Here is a 1,755-nt window from a genome sequence, read left to right on the forward strand (position 1 = left end):
CGGCTGGCAGCTGCGGGTGGTGGCCGGCAGCATGGAGCTGGGCATGACGGACGGCGGCTGGTCCGCCGATCGCGGCGACTGGGGCGTGCACATGGCGTACCGGCATCTGGAATCGGATGCGACGGTCGACGGCTTTGCCGACAGCGACTTCGGTCCCGGCGGCACCAACCTGAAGGGCTGGATCGCCGGCGGCCACTATGCGGTTGCGAAGAACAGCGTGTTCGGCATCCGCTATCTGTCCGCGGACGAGATCGCCGGTCCGCCGCTGTCGATCGACCGGGTCTTCGTCGACTTCCTGACGAAGTTCTGAGCCATGCCGGCGGCTGCCTTCCAGCCCGCGCGCGCGTCCCGGACCGGCTTCGCCGGCGCCGTCAAGGCGCCTGCATGGGCCGGCGCCAGGGCTGCGCGTGGGCAGGTCGGCGCCGCCACGGCGCGGGGGTTGCAGGCTGCTGCTGCTATCCTGCTGTTGCCCGCCCCGCTGCTCTCCGGCGCGCCCGCCCTGGCCGGCGCGCCGGGGGCGGTGATCGGCGGCAAGCCGGCGCCTGCCCCTTGCGTCATGGTGGACATCGCCGGCTACAAGGCGGGCCATCTCGACTGCGCCAGCCAGGCGCTGGAAGCCGCCGCCCGCGCCGCCCGGCGCGAGGCGGGTGTCGGAACCGGGTTCAGCGTGCCCGAAGCCGGGTCCGCCGATGTCTCGATCGGGGTCGCCAGCCGCTCGGGCGCCAGCCTGCGCATGGGCAATGCGCTCGGCCATTCCGTGCACCCGCAGCGCCCCGGCCGCACCGTGACGCCGCCCGCCATGGGGCCGAGGCCATGAGCGCCGCCCCCGCGCAGGCGGCGCTGCGCTGCCCGTTCAAGTTCGAGGCCGCGTTCCGCTGCCAGCCCGGGTTCAAGGCCGCGTTCCGCTGCCCGTCCCATCTTTCCGCGCCCCGTCTTCCTGCGCCCCGTCTTTCCGCGCCGGCGTTCCGCCACGCGCCCCTTTCCGCAAATCCATCGAACCGGCGCGGCCTCGCCGCTGCTCGTCGCCCCGCCGTTCGCCGCCCTCTGGAGTTGAACCGATGACCGCCAAGACCCAATCCGCCCGCTGCCGCCTGCTGGTCGGTGCTTCGCTCGCCACCCTCATGCTCGCCAACAGCGCGGCGCAGGCGGCGCATCCGGGCACCAGCCAGACGGTCATCAGCCCGGCCGCCCGCGCCGCCCAGGCCGCGCAGAGCGCGGCGACGCAGAACAGCCAGGCGATCGCCGCGGCCCAGCGCTCCCGCGCCGCCCTGCAGCAGGCGTCGCGCATCCGCACCCAGATGGATGCCGCTCAGATCGCGGCGCGCGAAGCCGCCAAGGCGGCGGAAAGCGCCATCAAGAACGGCCTGGGCGAGGGCGGGCTGAAGGTCGCCGAGGGCGTCGCCACCGACCCCAGCCTCTGGGTCGGCGCCAGGGGCCCGACGCAGGCGCAGGGCGCCGACGGCCGCACCAAGGTCGAGGTCACCCAGACCGAGCAGAAAGCCATCCTCAACTGGGACAGCTTCAACGTCGGAAAAGAAACCGACCTCAACTTCAACCAGCAGGGAAACTCCCACTGGATCGCACTCAACCGAGTCACAGACGCAAGCGCAGACCCCAGCAAAATCCTCGGATCCATCAAAGCCGACGGATCCGTATACCTCATCAACCGAAACGGTATCATCTTCGGGGGAAGCTCAACCGTCAACACAAGAAACCTCATCGCAGCAACCGCTAATATCACAAACGAACAGTTCC

3 protein-coding genes are annotated in these 1,755 nt (G+C 71.1%); all 3 read left to right on the top strand.

What is annotated here, in order from left to right:
- Positions 1 to 310, top strand: a 310-nt coding sequence (locus L6Q21_RS17880) for a putative porin (RefSeq protein WP_237832121.1), incomplete at its 5' end; no start/stop codon positions are given.
- 3 nt (positions 311 to 313) lie between these two features.
- A complete protein-coding gene (locus tag L6Q21_RS17885; RefSeq protein ID WP_237832122.1) occupies positions 314 to 817 on the top strand; it encodes a hypothetical protein in 504 nt (167 codons plus the stop codon).
- A 241-nt stretch (positions 818 to 1,058) separates the two neighbouring features.
- A partial coding sequence (locus L6Q21_RS17890) for a two-partner secretion domain-containing protein (RefSeq protein WP_237832123.1) occupies positions 1,059 to 1,755 on the top strand: 697 nt, incomplete at its 3' end.

Source organism: Sandaracinobacteroides sayramensis (assembly GCF_022014495.1).
Lineage (GTDB): Bacteria > Pseudomonadota > Alphaproteobacteria > Sphingomonadales > Sphingomonadaceae > Sandaracinobacteroides > Sandaracinobacteroides sayramense.

Excerpts from the sequence above, each read along its gene's own strand:
- L6Q21_RS17885 (WP_237832122.1), top strand. The coding sequence starts at position 314 with ATGCCGGCGGCTGCCTTCCAGCCCGCGCGCGCGTCCCGGACCGGCTTC.